The sequence below is a fragment of the Spiroplasma endosymbiont of Panorpa germanica genome (assembly GCF_964019765.1).
GTDB lineage: Bacteria > Bacillota_I > Bacilli_A > Mycoplasmatales > Mycoplasmataceae > Spiroplasma_B.
Window position 1 is genome coordinate 444515 of record NZ_OZ026461.1, and the last position, 18553, is coordinate 463067.

The window sequence follows — 18553 nt, forward strand, 5'->3', positions numbered from 1 at the left end:
TATAAAAATGGATTTAAAAAAATTTATAGTTGATGTTAAAGATTTTCCAAAGGCAGGGGTAACTTTTAAAGATATCACCCCGCTGCTAAATGATTTTCAAGCTTTTAGATTTGCGATTGATGAAATGGTTAAAGTAATTTTACAAAATGAAATTGATGTAATTGTGGCTCCTGAAGCTCGGGGTTTCATATTTGCCGCACCATTAGCATATGCTGCTAAAAAAAGATTAGTTTTAATTAGAAAACCTGGAAAATTACCAAGACCGACTCATCAAACGGACTATTCTTTAGAGTATGGTTCGGGAGAATTACAAATTCATATCGATGATTTAAAACCTGGTGATAAAGTAGCGATTGTTGATGATGTTTTGGCAACAGGTGGTACAACTCAAGGAATAATTAAATTAATCGAATCACAAAAAGCGGATGTTAAAAAAATTATTTTCTTAGCAGATTTAAAATTCTTACACAAGGATGATTTATTCGCTGAATACAATTTAACAAGTCTGCTAGACTACTAGAAACTATTAAAAAAAATCACCAAAAGGTGATTTTTTTTTACTTATTTAAACCCCGCGATGGTTAGATAATTTGTTATAATTAATAATAGAAATTGAGGTGATTTTATGGGAAGAGAACGATTGAGTGCTAGTTTCAATTTTGTTGAGGTCAGTGACTATGATACTGTTGAATTGGAAATGAAAAAATATATTTTCAAACCAGAACTAATTACCGAAGTACGAACTGCTTATGAATTTGCCGAAAAAGCCCATAAAACCCAAAAGCGAAAAAATGGGGACCCTTACATTGTTCATCCTATTTCCACAGCATATTTTCTTGCTCAATGAAGAATGGGGCCAAAAACTATTATTGCTGGGTTATTACACGATATTATTGAAGATACCCCAATTACTTATGAAGAAATTGAAGAAAAATTTGGTACAGAAGTAGCGGATTTAGTAGAAGCTGTTACTAAGGTAACTTATTTTTCTAAGGAAAAACGTCAACAAATTAAGGCCAAATACTTAAAAAAACTATACTTGTCAATGGTTAAAGATGTTCGAGTTATTATTATAAAAATTGCAGATCGCTTGCATAATATGTCAACAATTACCAATTTACCTCCTGAAAAACAGCAAATAATCGCTAGTGAAACTTTGGAGATTTATTCTTCAATTGCTCACCGTATTGGGATGAAAATTGCCAAAACGCTTTTAGAGGATTTAAGTTTTAAAATAATTAATCCCGAAGAGTATCAAAGGATTTCAGAATTACTGGAAAAAGATTTAAGTGAACGTTCAGAAACAATTGATGCCATAATGGATTATCTAGCAGTTGTTTTAGAAGAAGAAAAAGGTTTAGTTGATATAGAAATTTTTGGTCGTACCAAAACAATCTATTCAATTTATCGTAAAATGACCTTATTTGGTAAAAACTTTGACGATATCAATGACTTACTGGCTGTTAGAATTATAACTAACACTGTGGACGAATGTTATCAAATCTTAGGGATTGTTCATCAAATATTTACTCCGCTCTCAGGAAGATTTAAAGATTATATAGCAACTCCGAAAAATAATCTATACCGCAGTTTACATACAACTGTTTCAGATAAAAATGGGGTTATTTTTGAAATTCAAATTCGAACAAAAGAAATGGATGTTGTTGCTGAATCAGGAGCAGCTGCTCATTGAAGATACAAAGAAGACGAAATAATTGATGTTCAACAAAAACAAAAAGAACTAGATGAAAAAATTGATATTTTTACTCGAATTATTGATCTTGAAAAATTATCAAGTAGTGGAATTGAGTTTGAAGAACAAAAAGGCGAGTACGAGAAAGATAAGTTTATTGAAAAAAGTATTCAATCTGATTTTTTTGCATCATCAGTTTATGTTCTAACCCCAAATGGTCAAGTTATTACCTTACCGTTTGGTTCAACAGTTTTAGATTTTGCCTACAGAATCCATTCAGAAGTGGGAGAACATACAACTGGTGCTAAGATTAATGGGGTCTTTTCTCCAATTAATACAATTTTGAATTCGGGAGAAGTAATCGAAATAAAAACCAGCTCAAAACAATTTCCTAATGACAATTGATTAAAACATGCCAAAACCAATGCAGCTAGAAATAAAATCAGAAAATACTTAGCTCAGAAAAATGAAACTGAAGCTAAAACTAAGAAGCAAAATAGTATGAAGTTGATTTCTAACACAAGAGTAGAAATTAATAAATATATTGAGCAAAATAACTTAAAATGAAAAGTTAATAATGAATCTCAAATTAATGATAAATTGAAAGTCCTAGATTACACAAGTATTGATGTTTTCTTACTAGCGGTTGCTAATAAAGATTTCACTATTAAAGAAGCTGTTGAACTTGTTTTTGTGGATGCTGAAATTAACCAAAATGACCAATTCTTAAATCAATTCAGAAGTAAGAAGTATATTGATAAACGTCTTAAAAACGATATTATTGTTGCCGGAATTGAAAATATTCAAACAACAATTTCAAATTGTTGTCTACCAATTCCATTTGAGGACGTAATTGGATATGTTTCTAAAAGTGAGGGAATTAAAATTCATGATAGTGATTGCCAAAATATTCAAGGCGAAAAAATGAGAAATCGTTTAATCAAGGTTAGTTGAAATAAAGATGTTGTTTCAAGTAAGGAATATTTTGTTCAACTACAAATCAAAGGTGATGATCGCCCGAACCTTTTATTTGATATCACCAAGACGTTTTCGCATTTGAAATCTTCGGTTTACGATGCTAATGTCCAAGTATCACAAAGTGAATTCCAAGTTAAAGGTAAATTCTTAATTAAAGTAAAAGATCACAACCACCTAAATCAAATTATTACCAACCTGCGATCAATGCCAAATATTAATTTTGTGGAGCGTATAACTTCGGCACCAGACTAATATGTCTTTTAAAAACCCTAAAAATATGTTATAATCATTAAAGATTTTAGAGGTAAATAACATGAAAAAAGAAATGATTAATTTAAAAGTTGACGATTTCATTAAAGCTGACTTAAACACCAATATAGCATCAAATCGTAAAGATTCAGAATATGATTTTAATTTTACTCGTTGAAAGACTTTGATTTTTTCAAGTATTAAATTAAAGTTTGTCCTAAAGTACATTCAATCAATGATGAGATGAGTAAACAAGGTTGTTGATACAAAAGATTTTTCAATCGTGATTGACACAACTTCAGTGGACCGATTCAATTTCTCGATTTTTGAAAATGATAAACATATTTTCAATTCAACGCTATTTACAAATTTCTATTTAATACCAGAAGAACAATGAGCCGAGAAAATTTATGAAGTTCATATTTCAAAATACTTAATTGATGAGGATAGTCAAAAGGTTACTGAAATAACTAACTTCTTTAAAGGGGAAGCTGGTTTTGAAAGATTAGCTAATACTATTTATCTAATTACAAAAGAACCATATCGTTTTGAGTCTTTGTTTCCTATTCAATGACAAATTGAATTTAAAGACGGAAAGACATCAAGTTCTCAAATTCGTATGCAGATTTCAAGTTTAACTGAAAAGCACCAGCGTCCATTTGATCCGTTCTTAACTATTGAACAAGCTTTAAAAATTGAACAGGGAATGAATCCAGATACAATTCTTAAATCGGTAAAAGAGTCTTCAAAAGACCAAGAAATTATTAACCCAATTTGAGAAGAAGGAATTGCTCAAGAACAAAAATATCGTGATTTAAACGCTGCAATGAAGATGATTCGCGGAGTTAGCGACAAGAAAAAACGCTAAAAGACAGGTTTATTACTTGTTTTTTTTATTAAAATTTTGATTTGATAAATTTATTTGTTATATTAATTAGAGTAGAGGTGCATTATGCTTAAAAAACCACGTGGAACAGAAGATATATTTGGCCAAAAAGCGCAGGATTTTTTTGCTTTGGAAATGATAATTAGAAACATCATGGAACTATATAACATTAATGAAGTTAGAACTCCGATTTTTGAGAGTTATGACTTATTTTCGCGATCAGCTGGAGAAGGTAGCGACATTGTTAACAAGGAAATGTTTGTCTTTCAAGATCGTAAGGGTCGTAGTCTTGCCTTAAGACCTGAAAATACTGCCGGAGTGGCTAGAAGTGTTATTGAAAACAAACTATATCTAGAAGAAAATTTACCCTTAAAACAATTTTATTTTGGACCAATGTTTCGTTATGAAAGACCTCAGGCTGGAAGACAACGCCAATTTAATCAATTTGGAGTCGAATTCTTCGGAGCTAAATCAACCTCGCTTGACTGTGAACTAATAATTTCAGCTGTTGAAATTCTAAATAGTTTAGGATTAAAAGATTATGTAATTAAGGCTAATTATTTAATTTCAGGAGAAAATAAAGATAAGTACATCAAGGTTTTAAAAGATACTTTTATAAATATGGACTTATGTGATGATTGTAAAATTAGAATTGAAAGAAACACTCTAAGAGTTTTGGATTGTAAAGTAGATCAAGCAAAATTTAATAAAATACCAAATATGGACGAATATTTAAGTGAAACTGAACGAGATTATTTTAATGAGTACCAAAGCATTTTGAAAAGAATGGATTTAACAATTCAAATGGATAATAAATTAGTTAGAGGATTAGATTACTATACTGGTATAGTTTTTGAGATAATTTCAAAAGATGACCGTCAGGGATCACAATCAACTCTTTTAGCAGGAGGTCGTTATGACTTCCTTGTTGAAGAACTTGGGGGACCACAACTATCTGGGGCTGGGTATGCTTTAGGAATTGAAAGAATTTTGATTGCATTACAAAATGCTAATATCTCAATTTCTGAGTTACCTCAATTGGATGCTTATTGTATTCCACTTTCTAAGAACGCAGAAATTTTTACAAATTCGCTATTATTTATGCTAAGAAAAGCGGGGTTAAAAGCTGACACAAGTTTTGTTACTCGTAGTCTGAAGTCTAACTTTAAAAAAGCAGAATCGTTAAAAACTAAAAATATAATTATTATCGGAGACAAAGAACTAAAAGAAAACCATGTAATAATCAAAAATCAAATTACATTGAAAGAAGAAAAAGTCAAATTTGAAAAAATTTTGGATTTTTTAATTGAGGAAAATTAGAATGAAAAGAACGCATAATTGTGGAGAATTAACTAAGAAAAATCTTGGACAAAAAGTCGTGCTTCAAGGTTGAGTTAAAAAAAATCGTAAGCTTGGAGCCTTAATTTTTATAGATTTAAGAGATCGCTACGGCATTACTCAATTAATAATTGAGGAATCTGCATTTAATATGGCATCAAGTCTGAAAACCGAATCTGTTATACAAGTTTCAGGTGAAGTTATCGCAAGAAAAAGTGTAAATCCAGAATTATTAACTGGGGATATTGAAATCAAAGTCACAGAATTAGAATTAATAAATTCATCTGAGGTAACTCCATTTGAAATCAAAAATAATTTGGAGTCAAGCGAAGACACAAGAATGACCTACCGTTATCTAGATTTAAGAAGAGAAGAATTACAAAAGAACTTTATTCTTAGAAGCAAGATAAATAAAATAATAAGAAATTATTATCATGATAATAATTTTATAGAGGTGGAAACTCCTATTTTTGGAAAATCAACCCCAGAAGGAGCTAGAGACTTTTTAGTGCCTAGTAGAATTAATCATCACAAGTTTTACGCACTGCCTCAATCTCCTCAACTTTACAAACAACTATTGATGATTTCTGGCTTTGACCGTTATTTTCAAATTGCTAAATGTTTTAGGGACGAAGATTTAAGAATAGATCGTCAGCCTGAATTTACACAATTGGATATGGAAATGAGCTTTGCTAACCCAATAGATATTCAAGAAAATATCGAGGGCTTACTAGCAAAAATTTTATGAGATACTAAAAAAATAAAACTAAAAACACCACTACCAAGAATCACTTATAGAGAAGCTATTGAAAAATATGGAATTGACAAACCGGACCTAAGATTTGGTCTTGAAATTCAAAACTTTACCAATATTTTTTCTAAGACATCAATTCCTTTACTTCAAAATCTAACTAAAAATGAAGTTATAAGAGGTGTTAAAGTTGACTGTTTAATTGGAAAAAAAGAACTTGAGCAGCTAACCCAAACAGCTCACCAAAATAAACTTAATAATTTACCATTTTTAAAATTCACTAATGGAGAATGAAGTGGTAGTTTAGCTAAAAATTTAAGCGATGAAGAGAAAAAATCTTTAATAAGTGATTTTAAAATTAAAGGTGATTGTACTTTGCTAATTGCTAGAGGTGAATATGAACTTGTTAGTCAAGCATTTGGAGCGATTAGAAACCATGTTGCCAAAATTTATGAGTTGTTTGATAAAGACGCAATAAACTTACTTTGAGTAATTGACTTCCCGTTATTTGAATTTTCAGAAGAAGAAAATCGTTTTGTAGCAGCACACCATCCATTTACCCAACCAAAAGAAGAGTCTTTAAAAGATTTTGATATAAATAAAAAAGATGCACTTGCAGCAGCTTATGATATTGTTATGAATGGATTTGAAATTGGTGGGGGAAGTCAAAGAATCACCAATGAGGATATTCAAAAACGTATGTTCAAGGCAATTGAAATGTCACCAGAATCTGTTGAACAAAATTTTGGTTGATTTATAAATGCTTATAAATTTGGAGCTCCATATCATTCTGGTTGTGCTTTAGGAATAGATAGAATTTTAATGATTTTAGCTCAAACTACTTCAATCAGAGATGTTATAGCTTTCCCTAAAAATTCAAATGGAATCGATCCTATGACAAATGCCCCAGACATGGTTAGTCAAACTCAACTTGATGATTTAAAGTTGAAGTTAAGTAAGTAGTTATAATGAATAGAACAAAAGCTAAAGCTAAATACAAATGAAATGTTGATAAACTTTATACCAAAAAGAGGGACTTTATAGAGGATCTTGAATTACTATCGATTAACATGAGAGCACAAACTCTATTTAAAGGAAGTCTTAAAAATTATGAAGACTTTTGTGACTTTGATGAACTATCAGAACAAGGTAATTTATTAAGTAGTAAAATAGAACATTTTTTTAAAATTTTAGAAGTTGAACCACATCATAAAAACGCTTTGGAATTTCAAGCCATTTATGACAAAGAGATGGAAAGATTTGAGGGTCAATTCTCTTGAATTGAAGATGAAATTAAAGACATCGGAAAAGAACAAATTTTTGAGTGACTAGATTCTAAAGAAATTTGAAAACCATATAAACGCACATATGAAAAATTTTTTAAAAATCTAAAATACCTGCTGCCTGCAAGCGATAGAGAGTTGCTTGATAAAGTTAGCAAAAGTAGTGGCTTAATTTACGAAATGTATGATTCTTTAAAAAATAAAGATAACAAAACTTTAACTTTGAATCATAAGGGCAATGAATACGTTTTGACTCAGAAAAATTATATTGATTATTTGGAAAAAAGTGACCCATTTTTAGATCAGGAATTAAGAGCTTTAATGGTTAGAAAATACCATGAAAAAGATTTAAAAAATAAATTCGCTTTTGCCAAAATATATGAATCAATTGTTAAAGAAGAAACTGAAACTCTGAAATTGATCGGAATGAAAAATTTTGAAGAAAATTTTTTTGGTGAAGAAAACATTTCTGTTGCCGCTTTCAAGTCTTTAATAGATTTCGCATCAAAGAACAATGAAATGTATCATGAATACTTCTCTCTAATTAAAAATCATTGAGGTTTTAATGATAAATTCTACAGTAGTGATTCAAGCTTGATACTTTATCCCGAATTTTTAAAAAAAATTGATCTCAATAAAAGTATTTTAACAATAAAGGAATCCTTAAATCCATTGGGAGAAGAGTACTTGAGAAATTTAGATGAGGCACTTGGGGATAATAAAATTGATTATTTTGAAAGTCCTACTAAATCTTCGGGTGCATTTACAACATTTTCTTATGAACATGGATCTCTAATATCAATGAATTGAAGTGATAACTTTTCTAGTATGTTAACTTTAACCCATGAATTAGGACATGCTGTTCACAACAAGTTTGCCAAGGAAAACCAACCAAAACCATTAAATTATTTTAATAATATTATTGCTGAAGTAGCAAGTACTTTAAATGAACAAATTGTAATTAACCATTGATTAAAAAATACAAGTTCAAAACAAGTAAAAGCCAATGTTTTGAAGGAGAGAATAGAATTTATTTTTAATAATTTTTTTCACGGTATCCAAGAATCATATTTTGAGTATGAATGCTTTAAGGCGATCGATAAAAATGAAAGCCTAACACTGGAGAGTATTATTAACATCAACAAGAAAACAGATAAAGAAATTTTTGGTAAAAGTCCTTTTGATAAGTATGATGATAAACTAAAAAATATTTCTTGAATGTTAAGTTCTCACATATTTGAGCAGCCTTTTTACCTTTATAAATATGCCTTAAGTTTAGTAATGAGTTTTAAACTATTTCAAGAATTTAAAAATAATAACTTTGAATTGATAACTAACTTCTTAAAAGAGGGAGGGAATTTAGAACCTCTTGATTTATTTAAAAAGTATGGTGTTGACATAACAAGTCAAAAAAGTTACGAGCCATTGATTGATCATTTAAAAGAATTAATAGAAGAGCTGAAAGAATGTCTCGAACATTAGTATATATTGGAAATGAAATTAGTTAAATGTTTTTTTAAATTTCATGCAAAATTTTCACTGAAAAATAATGAGTAGTTGCAATTAATCATATTGCTTTCGCTCATTTTTTTCTTTTTAAAAAGAAGCTTAAGATAACTTAAAATTTCCATAGTAATTTTGCTTGAATCAAAAATCTTGCCTTCAATAATTATTGCTTTTTTGTAAACTATTTCTATGTATTCGTCATCTTGAATATTGGCCATAATCTCTGTTTTACAAGCCTGAAAAACCTTATAATTTTTATCATTTAGCATTTCAATAACTAAATCACGCTTTTTGGCAACTTCGCTTTTTTCAATTTTTATGTAAAAATCAGCAATAATCTTAACTGCATGACAAAGAGCTAATAATTCTGTAGTTTGAGCGATCATTTTAGAAAACTTTCTTAAAACTTTGGGGTTACTCTTAATTTTGTTGATTTTAATGTTATAAAAATTAGAGAAATTAACTCCATTATAAAATAATTGGTCTGTAATATTTTCCTCAGGATTTATCGGCTTTAAATAACCTTTACCTTCAGCAGAAAATTTGAACAGTCATTTATTAAGTTTTTTGCTAATTCTTGTTACATCTTTCTCTCAGTATGGAGCTAAATGAACCAATTTCTGCTTTTCATTTTGAGATAAAATCTCTGGTTTGACAAAATTAATCATAAAATAGCTCCTTATTAAATTAATTTTAAACTATTATTTTGAAAAAATCGCTTTTTAAGAGATAATAATAAAATAAAGAAGAGGAAAAAAAATGCACGATTTTAAAGAAAATGAAGCTAAGGGTATCTTGAAGTGATTCGAACCAATGATTAGTACAATATCGGTCAATTTGGACTATTTGCAAGAAACTTTTGATAGAAAAGAAATCTCAGATCAAGGCGTTATTAAACTTATTAAACTAATTGATAGTTTTGAATTTTTAGATGAATTTGAGGATTTTGCCAAAGAATTTAATAAATTTAAGGCTACAATGAGCAAAATAATAAATAAGCTTTTCATCCAGGAAGTTGATACTAATTTATATGAAATTTATTCATATCTCTATACGATTGATAATATTATTAATGTTGCAAACAATTGATTTGAAATATCTTCGCAAAAAAGTCTGAATAATGAAAAACCTCTAAATCATGAAGAGATCAGAGATTTAATTTACAAGGATTCACTAGAAGATTTAAATGAATTTGGTAAAATAGTAGCCGAATACCAGTTATTAGGAAAAGACGAACAAAAGTTATTTAACGTTATTTCGATTGATGATGAATGAACTGATTTAGAAGAGGGAGTTACAATCTTTATTGAACTTTATGAAATCTCTCATCCACTTTCTTTCCTATTAAAAACATCTCGAGAAATGCAAAATATTGAAACAACTAGTTACTATATTTTAATCAGAATTCAAGCACTTATTTCATTCTTTAACTATTGAATGGAAAATGTTGAAACTCTAGAGGAAGAGGAAATCGAATCCGAAGAAGAATTTAATGATCAAGAAATGGATGAATTAACACTTGAACCAAATCCAGATTTCAAAGAAAAAATGAACTTTGGAGATGATTCAAAATTAGAAGTCCAATTGGAAGAAATGCCCGACTATCAAGTTGAAGAAATCCAAGTTGATGATAAGCAAATAAAGGTCGTTGATAATGTTGCTGAATTGGTAAGCGACTTAGATAATATCAGAAAGAAAAGGTTTGACAAGTAGTTTTCAGAATTATTTGACATATTTTTTCTTGCTAAAATTTTGATTTTTGTCAAAATAGTGATATTATTATTACTAATAATAAGGAGTCCGTATGAAAAATAAAAGTTTATTTTCTCAAAAACTAACAACATTTTACGTTTCAGTAGGACTTTTTTATGTCTTCATTAACAGTATAGAAATGCTAAAATTTACTCCATTTTTCAACTTTGGAGATAACCTGACAATGTCAATCAGAATTGTTTACGCTTTCTTAACTATGATAATTGGAGTTTATTTGATTGTCCACTTATCAAAAATTATTAAAAATTTCAAAAATTTCAAGAAATTTAAGTTATCTTTTAACTCAGTTGATCGAGTAGTTTTTACAACTACTTCATTTTGAATTTTTAGTATTTTTATTCAAATTTACTTCTTTGCAAAAAACATAATTCCGTATGGAAACACAGAAATAGCTGTTATTGCCGACAACGTTAGCTTAACTATGAAAAGTTTTTATATTGCCACTTTCACAATATCAGTATTGCTATATTGTGCAATTATTGGTTTAGCGATAGCTTATCGATTAATTACAGGGAAAACCGTTTTTGAAGAAACTAACTCAGATTCATTTAACTTCTTCTTGTATGAAGTTATTATCTTTAATTCGCAGTTAATTAACTTGAAATTGTTTAGAAGAATATTCAACCATAAAAACCTTGTTAATAAAAACTTGGTAGAAAAATTAGAAATCAACACTAAAATAAAAAGATATTTACTATTAGTGGAGAGAAAAAAGAGCACAACCCCACCAGATGAAATTGTTATAACTAGATAAAAGAAAGAGGGTAATAACAATGTCTAATAATAAGCTGCTTTTTAAAAATAATTTAAAAAATATTTTGAAAAACAAAATTCAGTTTATTGGTTTAGTATTTTTAGTATTCCTAACATCTCTTATTTTTACAATTACTGATATTACAAAAACAAGAATTCAAACTGTATATGGTGAATTCATTTCTGAAAAAATGAGTAATCAACATGACTTTATAATAGATTACTCAGAAACAACATACAACTCTAGAAAACCTTCTGATGCCAGTGAAGATCCGTTTTTTAAGCAATTAACAAATCTTGAACAAAGACAAGAATTTATGCTAAATTACTTAAAGGATTTGGTTAAGGAAGATAAAAGTGAATTAACTTTTGATTTTAATCGAGTGGAAACTAGAACTTTCGCCTTAAATAATAAAAAGACCTTGAAAGCTGTTTCATTAAACGCTAAACAAACAATTGATAAATTTATTGTTCAGTCAGGAATGCCTTTAGAATTTTGATCTAGCTACCATGGATCACTAAATGATTACTCAAAAAGATGAGTTTATGTTAGTCCCGGTTTTGCCAGAGCTAATAAAATTGGTGTTAACGATATTATTAGATTAGAATCAGATTCTTATGGAAGTTCGGTTAAAGTAGCCAACGATGTTGATTTATCGATTTACCAAAATCGAGATATTAATGAATGAATTGAAAATTCTAAGTATGCGAACGAAAATTGATTTAGAGTTGTGGGGATTGGCTCATCAGCTGATTTTATAACCCCAATTATAGATCAAACAAAACCGATTCCCAATTCTCGCGATGAGGGTTTGGTATACGTAAATCCAGAACTTTTTGGTAATGTCCAAGAAGAAGTAAGTGTTAAAATAAGTAATGATTTGGAAAAAACATACTCGGTTAATCGCCAAAATCAAGAACAAATTTTACAACCAAAAAGTAGTCGCGATATTGAGACTTACTTTGTTGGAAAATTTAAAAATAGTGATGATGCTGAAAACAAGTCAGCTACCCTAAACAGTTATGTAAATACTGAAAAGGGCGCTCAAGAAATTGGCATCTTTGGTTTTAATCAAAGAACCGGTAATACTTCAAATAAACTATTAACGCACAAATTTGATATTGATTACAAGTACTCAATGAGAACAACTTTTTTAAACACCACATTAGAAGTGTTTAACTTGGTTTCATTGATACTAATGATTGTGATTTTAATAATATCATTCTTTGTCCTAATAACTATTATTAAAAAACAAATTGAAAACACAACTCGTCAAAACGGGATCTTAAGAGCTTTAGGTTGTCGCAGATATACAATTATATCCAGTTATCTAGCATATCCACTAATGATCGCTTTAGCCGGGGGAATCTTAGGATTTGTAATTGGAATGAGTTTTCAAGAAGTGGCGGTAAATTTATTTAGAGTTTACTTTAATATTCCCTACCAAAACTTCATTATCACTTTAACTTCATTATTCACTTGTGTCTTCTTGATATTCATTTTACTGACATTTGTTACTTTGATAACTTGTACTTTGATGATGAATAAGACACCGTTGGAAATGATTTACAGTGATGGAAAATCAAGTACAAATAAATTTAAACTTGCTTTAAAGAAAACGTTTACTTTTAGAAAAAATTTCAATAGTCGTTTTCGTGGAGCACTACTTTCCAATTCAATTGACAAAATGGTTGGGGTAGCAGCTACGATGTTTGTAAGTACCACAGTAATTGGTATTGCAACAATTACACCACTAATTTTGAAAGACAACATAAAGTACACTTACTATAACACAAACTATACAACTGAAGTGGAATATTACCAACCAGTTTACAATATTCCCACAAGTTTTTATAAAACATATGACCCCACAGTTAAGGCGTGAGATTCAAGTGATGACTCTAATGAATATTTAAAACTTGAAAACGGCGGAACAAACATGACTGATGATATTGATGTATTAATTAATCAATATCTAACTGGAAAAATAAATCCAGAAACTTATTCACCAACATTCAATCCTCGTGATTTAACAAACTTACTTTACAAAAACACCAGTAAGGAATTTTTGAAAAGTAATAAGATTAAATTAGCAGCTGATGATGGAGTGCTTTCAAAAATTATTGTCGAAAGTACTTGATCGGATTATGCAAAATTTGGTTTATCAGAATTTAAAGATAAAAAAACAATTTTAAATATGACCAAAGACTATCAAGCAGCTAAGGAAAATGTTGAAAATTTAGAAAAAATGCGAAAATTTTATCTAAAATATCGCGACACAGTTGGACTTGATGTTCGTCGTACTGAATTCTTTGATGAAAAAGGTCAGTTTAATAAAGAAAATCCAGACTTAATCTCAGATGATGAGTTTGGTGAGATTGGAAGATTCTATCCAAGACTAAATCAAAAAGGTCAATTAAGCGATGAGTTTGGTTATGATATTCCTTTCAATGAACAATTAGAAACTGCATCGTTGTTTTCAAGAGTACAATTTCTAAGTTATTCAATTTGAAATTGAACCAAGTCATACTTTATTGATAATATAAACCAGGCTTTCATCCAAGGAATTTATTCTCAATCTCCATATGAAGTGCGAAAAAACATTCGCTCATCATTTGAAGAACAAAATAAAGACTATAACATCTTGTTTGGAGTAGTACCATTTACGCCTCAAACAGATGATCTTGGAACTTACTTTAAGGCAATGAGCTCAGATGTTGGATTTAACGTTTATGGAATCAAAGAAAAATCAATTAACCAAAAATTAATCGATCGCTCTTCGGGAAAAAATTTAATTGAAGAATTACATAAAACCGAAAAAGGAATTGTTTTAAATGCAACACTAGCCAAACAATTAAATGTTAGAACTGGTCAAACTATTGACTTACAACAGCTTCAAACTGCTTTATACAATGATAATGGTGTAATTAGTACCCAATCATGAGATTCAAGTGATATTGACGCTAAGGTAAAAATTAACAATCAAGAATACACTAATGGTAAATATTTATATAGTGGTTCACAATCAGGAACTGATGATTTGATTAAATGAAAAAATTCTGAAATTGGTGATAAATACATTTTAAACTCAACAGTTAACCTAACCCCAGCACCAGGAACAGCTCCAATTAATCCATCAGAAATGAATAAAAACATTGTAAAAGGTAATACCGCCTTGAAGAGTGAATATCAAAAAATTGAGGGTTATGTTGTTACTGGTATAACTAACCAATATGGTGACGGTAAAGCCTGAATTAAGGAAACTGAAGCCAAAGAAATTTCTCGATATGACGAAAGTGAAGCGCAACTATTTCAATTATTTATTAAAGAGTGAGCTAATCCTTTTGTTAAAGAAAATACAGAAATCAAGAATCAAAGTCTCTTAAAAGCTCTTAAAGGACTTTCTACTAGTGACTTTGTAACAAGTTCAGGCAAAGATGTGGGAAATAAATTTGAAAACTTCAAAACCTCAGATTACGATCATCGTGACGAAATCTTGAAAATGTTTAATCATGAATATCCAATGTTCAACTACAAACTTTCGGGTTCAAAAAAAATCGATGATATTGATAGCGGTCTAACTCAAACCCAAACATTTGGTGACTATTCAGTTCCAGCAATGCAAGGGGGAACATATGGTAATGACTTTTATCCAACTTATGGAAGGGAAGCTGCTGCTAACTTATTACCCAAAGAACAAGTAATAGCTACTTTAGAAAGCATTTTAGGACTAGCAAACTCAATCTTAATCTTTATTGCGATTATTTCAGTCATTTTAAGCTTTGTAATCATTATGCTAACAAGTAATGTTATAATCGCTGAAAATATGAGAATTATAGCCACAATGAAGGTTCTGGGTTATAGCAACCGTAGTATTACAAATTTAGTTTTAAGTATGTATATTCCAGTTGTTGTTATAACATCGATCTTAGGATTTATCACTTCTATGGGTATTTTAATTGCAGGAGTTGGATTCTTGGGAGTTGGTGGTACTATTGTTCCATTTATGTTGAAATGGTATTGACCAACATTTGTAATCAGTATTGTTTTTGCACTATACACAATCTCATACTTAATGAGTTGATATTCAATGAATCGTATCAATCCACTAAAAGCCATTCAAATAGATTAGGGGAGAAACTTTATGAAAAAAATTTTAACAGCTTTAGCTTCAATAACTTTATTGACCAGTTCAACAACAACTTTAGTTGCTTGTTCTAGTTCACGTAATTGAGATGACATAAAAGTCGATCCACCACTATTTGATGTTTCAGTTACTGGATTTGAAGGCACTGGTCTAAGAGATATAAAAATAGTTGTTAACCAAGATTATTTGGTCTTGGAAAATGATATTCTCACAGCTCTAAAGGACACTCCATGAGAAGAAGAGGGCACTACTCAATGGAGTTACACTAAAAATGGGATTGATTTAAAACCATCAGAATTAGAAGATTTTGATTGAACAAGAAATGCCACTTATCAAGTTATTGTGAAGTCATTAATCGATGACAAACCCGGTTTGGCAATTTATACTTTTGATGTAATGAACTCAATGCACATTGCAGATAATCTAAGAACAACCAATATTGGTGAAATTGATGATGATCGTGAAAAAACAATCCTTATGGCATTGATTTTCCAAAACATGAATTTAATCCCTTATATTAACGAAATTGCTGACCAGTACATTGAAACTGGAGGTAGTGGAAATATTAAAATTATTAAAGATGAAAAAACCCAACAATCAATTGGGGCTATTATTGAATCTGGGCAACCAGGTACTAATGGTGTGGGAACGTTTACAGGAAATGTAGAAATTAGTTTTCAACTATATCCTAAAAATCCACCCCAAACCCCAGATGATATTGAAACATTAACAAAATACCCAGATATTGGATCTGTTCAAGATAAAAGAAAGTATTCAATTATGATGGCCTATATAATCGCCAATTTCAACTCAAAATTAGGAAAACTAAGTGAGTTAGTTAACGATTTGGAAGTGGTTGACATAACAGATACATCAGCTGTTATGAAATCAATTCCAGGATCACTATATTTTACAGGTAGTGTAAAAGTTACCTACAAAATTGGTGATTAAAAATAACAATTAAAAAAATAAAGAAGAAACAAAGGAAAGAAGAAACAAATTATGAAAAAATTATTAAGTATTTTAGCATCAACTTCAATCATAGCAACTACTGGATTGAATGTTGTTGCTTGTGATACTGGCTCAAAACCAAAGCCAGATGATAGAATTATAGAAGGAAACATCGGACCAACTGAAGGTGATGATGAATCAATTATCAAAAATCTGAATGTTGTAGCAGATAGACACTGAACTAAAGAACAAATGGTAGCTGCGGGATCGACTGGAAAAATTTTGGATAGTAAAAATGTTACAGCCGAAGATGTAATTGAAGGTATTAACTGAATGAATAACACAGCAATTACACCAGAAGATGTTGATGTAAAAATGGATGTAGACAAGAATATGGCGATTGTTACTGCAAAAGAGGGTTCAAAATTTTATGGAACAAATAATTTTCTTTTCAATAAACAAGTTAATTTTGAAGAATTTATCAAAACAGCTGATTTAGGTGACATTTACTTACCTGAGTCTCTACCATTTCCACCAACAAATCCAAAAAAGGGATTGAATGTTTTACCAGCACTGACATTATTAATGGAATTTGTGGGGGACAGAAATCGTGCGCTTGAATTAGTTGTTGATGTTGTGGCTAAACTAAGTTTTAACATTGGTCTTGCGGGAATTATTCCTGGAAATCCGGCCACAAAATGAGTTACAATATCAGAAGATAACGCTTCTGTTAAGTTAGTTGAAAATGGTTTAATGGAAGGACAAATCATTTTTAAATATAAAAAAAATGTAGATAATCGTCCAGAAATTGCCGATTTGATAAAAGTAACTGATCTAGGAAAATTATCAACCAAAAGTGATGAAGATATCATTAAAGCTGTTTATAAAGCAAATGTTAAGACCCTTAAAAAATATGGTGAAGCAGAAATTCTAGATGCACTAGAGGTATTTAGTGAAAAGGACAAAACATATGTTCAATTTAAAGCTGGAAATAATAAATTTAGAGGTCACGATCCAGCATCATTTACAATTATAAACACAAATTTAGCTTCAGAAGATAAGTTTAGGGAAGAGGATTACCAACTTCCAATAACATTCTCATAGAAATTAGATACCAATTATATTAATCAAAAAATCTATTTATTAGCTAATAGGCTAAATAATAGTTTTTTTTAAAAACGTTAGAACACTTATTAGTTCAGAAACTTATAAGTTAGAGGAGAAAAAACATGAAAAAATTATTAGGAATATTAGCAACTTTGGGGCTAACAACTGCAACTGTAGGAACTACAATTGCATGTGGAAATAACAAAACAGAAGAGCCCGATAAAATATCATCAGGGGATTTAGGTGATGAAAAAGTAATTAGTGTTAGAAATGTTGTTGTTGATAGAAACGTAAGCAAACAAGAATTAATTGCCCAAGGAGCTGATAACTCAAAAATAACAAGTCAAGGAATAGTTGATGGAATTAACTATGCAAATAATACAGCTTTAACAGTTGATGATATTGAAATAGAATTCAACAACGAAGCCAAAACAATGGCTATAATTACTGCTAAATCTGACTCAAAATTTAGCGGAACAGTTAATATGTATTTAAACTTTGATGTAGATATTCAAAATATTATTAAAAAAACAGACATTGGTAATATTTATATTTCAAAAGAAGTTTGAGACGATAAAACCACAATCACCTTAGCAACTCTATTAGCTGAGTTTATTGGAGATCGAAATCCTATTTTAGAAGGATTAGCAGATCAAATGTTTAAATTATCAATGAGTTCGCTATGAACTCCTGGTTTGATAGAAATTGGTGAAGATGTAATCACTTTTAATTTTGACAAACTAGATGATGCCACTTGTTTTATCAAGGGTATTGTTAGTGTGAAATTTATTTACAATGATGATAATCGTTTAACAATCAAAGAAGCTGTTACTCAAACTGATTTAGGTAAAATTGCTAACAATCAAAAAGAGACTATTTTAAAAAGAGTTTATGAATTAAACAAATCAAATATGAAACAAATTACAGAAGCTGATTTTATTAAATACACAATTGTAGCAAAAGAAGAGGGTGAACCAAAAAACGACTATATCCAATTTTTAGCTGGTACAAGCTTATTTAAGGGTCATGATGACACAGCAGCCCAACTTATTGGTCTAGAATTAGAAGATATTCACTTACCAATAACTTACACAGTTTAATACCAAAATCACCCTTAAAGGGTGATTTTATTTAATT

At 29.8% G+C, this 18553-nt stretch carries 13 protein-coding genes; 12 read left to right on the forward strand and 1 reads right to left on the reverse strand.

Going from position 1 to position 18553, the window contains the following annotated elements:
- The first annotated feature begins 7 nt into the window (after positions 1-7).
- The 6 genes from AACK87_RS02070 (at position 8) to AACK87_RS02095 (ending at position 8660) form a co-directional block, all read left to right on the forward strand.
- A complete protein-coding gene (locus AACK87_RS02070; protein WP_338972988.1) occupies positions 8-520 on the forward strand; it encodes an adenine phosphoribosyltransferase in 513 nt (170 codons plus the stop codon).
- A gap of 105 nt (positions 521-625) precedes the next feature.
- Entirely contained in the window at positions 626-2923 is a 2298-nt protein-coding gene (locus AACK87_RS02075) for a RelA/SpoT family protein (RefSeq protein ID WP_338972990.1), read from the forward strand.
- A 61-nt stretch (positions 2924-2984) separates the two neighbouring features.
- Positions 2985-3788: a hypothetical protein gene (locus tag AACK87_RS02080; protein ID WP_338972992.1), complete on the forward strand. Its 804-nt coding sequence runs from the start codon at positions 2985-2987 to the stop codon at positions 3786-3788.
- Between the two features lie 84 nt (positions 3789-3872).
- Positions 3873-5126 (forward strand): histidine--tRNA ligase, encoded by a 1254-nt coding sequence (hisS, locus tag AACK87_RS02085; RefSeq protein WP_338972994.1) that lies wholly within the window; start codon positions 3873-3875, stop codon positions 5124-5126.
- Position 5127: 1 nt separating this feature from the next.
- A complete protein-coding gene (aspS, locus tag AACK87_RS02090; protein WP_338972996.1) occupies positions 5128-6858 on the forward strand; it encodes an aspartate--tRNA ligase in 1731 nt (576 codons plus the stop codon).
- A gap of 5 nt (positions 6859-6863) precedes the next feature.
- On the forward strand, positions 6864-8660 hold the full coding sequence (locus tag AACK87_RS02095; RefSeq protein WP_338972998.1) for a M3 family metallopeptidase: 1797 nt from the start codon (positions 6864-6866) through the stop codon (positions 8658-8660).
- Here AACK87_RS02095 and AACK87_RS02100 read toward each other — a convergent pair.
- Positions 8657-9352 (reverse strand): hypothetical protein, encoded by a 696-nt coding sequence (locus tag AACK87_RS02100; protein ID WP_338973000.1) that lies wholly within the window; start codon positions 9350-9352, stop codon positions 8657-8659. The genes AACK87_RS02095 and AACK87_RS02100 overlap by 4 nt on opposite strands.
- Positions 9353-9443: 91 nt before the next feature.
- On the opposite strand from AACK87_RS02100, the gene AACK87_RS02105 reads away from it, so the two are divergent.
- The 6 genes from AACK87_RS02105 (at position 9444) to AACK87_RS02130 (ending at position 18516) form a co-directional block, all read left to right on the forward strand.
- On the forward strand, positions 9444-10397 hold the full coding sequence (locus AACK87_RS02105; protein ID WP_338973002.1) for a hypothetical protein: 954 nt from the start codon (positions 9444-9446) through the stop codon (positions 10395-10397).
- Between the two features lie 91 nt (positions 10398-10488).
- Entirely contained in the window at positions 10489-11211 is a 723-nt protein-coding gene (locus AACK87_RS02110; RefSeq protein ID WP_338973004.1) for a hypothetical protein, read from the forward strand.
- Positions 11212-11230: 19 nt separating this feature from the next.
- Positions 11231-15343, forward strand: a complete 4113-nt coding sequence (locus tag AACK87_RS02115; protein WP_338973006.1) for an ABC transporter permease — start codon at positions 11231-11233, stop codon at positions 15341-15343.
- Between the two features lie 12 nt (positions 15344-15355).
- Positions 15356-16309, forward strand: coding sequence for a hypothetical protein (locus AACK87_RS02120; protein WP_338973008.1), 954 nt, complete (start codon positions 15356-15358; stop codon positions 16307-16309).
- Positions 16310-16360: 51 nt separating this feature from the next.
- Positions 16361-17413 (forward strand): lipoprotein, encoded by a 1053-nt coding sequence (locus AACK87_RS02125; protein WP_338973009.1) that lies wholly within the window; start codon positions 16361-16363, stop codon positions 17411-17413.
- Between the two features lie 125 nt (positions 17414-17538).
- Positions 17539-18516 carry a hypothetical protein gene (locus tag AACK87_RS02130; RefSeq protein ID WP_338973011.1) on the forward strand — a complete coding sequence of 326 codons (978 nt, stop codon included), beginning with the start codon at positions 17539-17541 and terminating at the stop codon, positions 18514-18516.
- The last annotated feature ends 37 nt before the right edge of the window (positions 18517-18553 follow it).